The organism is Roseibium sp. RKSG952, assembly GCF_009711355.1.
In genome coordinates this window covers 1-1,037 of record NZ_SMMF01000449.1, presented here as the reverse complement: position 1 = coordinate 1,037, position 1,037 = coordinate 1, and the positions used below count along the sequence as shown (strand labels likewise).

The 1,037-nt window shown below is 38.7% G+C and carries 1 protein-coding gene; it reads right to left on the bottom strand.

Annotation, left to right across the window (positions count from 1 at the left end):
* On the bottom strand, positions 1 to 581 hold a 581-nt coding region (locus tag E1297_RS01505; RefSeq protein ID WP_155133006.1), incomplete at its 3' end, for a hypothetical protein.
* Between the last annotated feature and the right edge of the window lie 456 nt (positions 582 to 1,037).

Here is a 1,037-nt window from a genome sequence, read left to right as displayed (position 1 = left end):
GTAATCCCCGCCCCGGCCACAGGCGCGTCAACACTATTTTCTTCAGTGACCTGGAATAAGTTCTCGGTATTGACTGTCGCCTGGCCGACTTCATCTGAGGAGCCGTTGTTGTTGTTTTCTGTTGCGAACGATGTTCCGCGATTACCACTATCCGATTGGATTATATTCTCATTTTGGGAGTATCTGCTATTTGGGTCATCAAATGAGGACCTTGTATAAATAACATCACTTCCAACATCACTGAATAAAAGTCCCTCTTCATTAATTACCTCATCACTAATATTTACCAAATATATACCGTTAATTTTTTCCTGGTTATGATTTTTATATTCTACTTGATTATCTTTAATTGCACTATAATTGGAATAATTGTATAAATATTCATTAAATTTGACGTCCCTGACTATTTCTTTTTTCGGCGAAATTTCAACAATATTATCTGGATTTGATTTGAATCCGGATTTTTCGATTTCCAATATAATCGCGGTCAGTAAAACGGGACTCTGAAGCACATACGTTTTATTTCTTTTCCTTGATGGTTTTATTTCTTGTTTGCACCCCTTACAATTTCCCGGAATCATATGCACACACCTCTGCCGATGGGTTACGGCCGCACAGTAACTCTGACAACTCTGTATTTATTACAGTGTTTAATCGATCAGATTACCTATTTATTATTTGTACCGTTGCAATATATTATATTTTTTAATTTAAATAAATTGTAATTAACCTTTCAAAAATTAATTTATATTTATATAGTATTTTTAACATTGACAATTCATTTCCGGCATCGGCAAAAAATGCAAAATGTCGGCTTGCCTTGAGAATAGTTCAGCGCTTCCAGTCCTAATAAGCGAACTGTGAACCACCCGTGCCGCATGTAGGTCGTGGCCTGAGCGAGAGAATGAACCGTCCGACAAATGCTAACCCGGATTATTATACTCGGAGTCCTCGAGGACCCAACTTTGAGGGCTTGACGGGGTGAAGCGGGGCGATTCTACTCTGCACATGATCCGAGCCGGTTTTCTTTCTCTGTC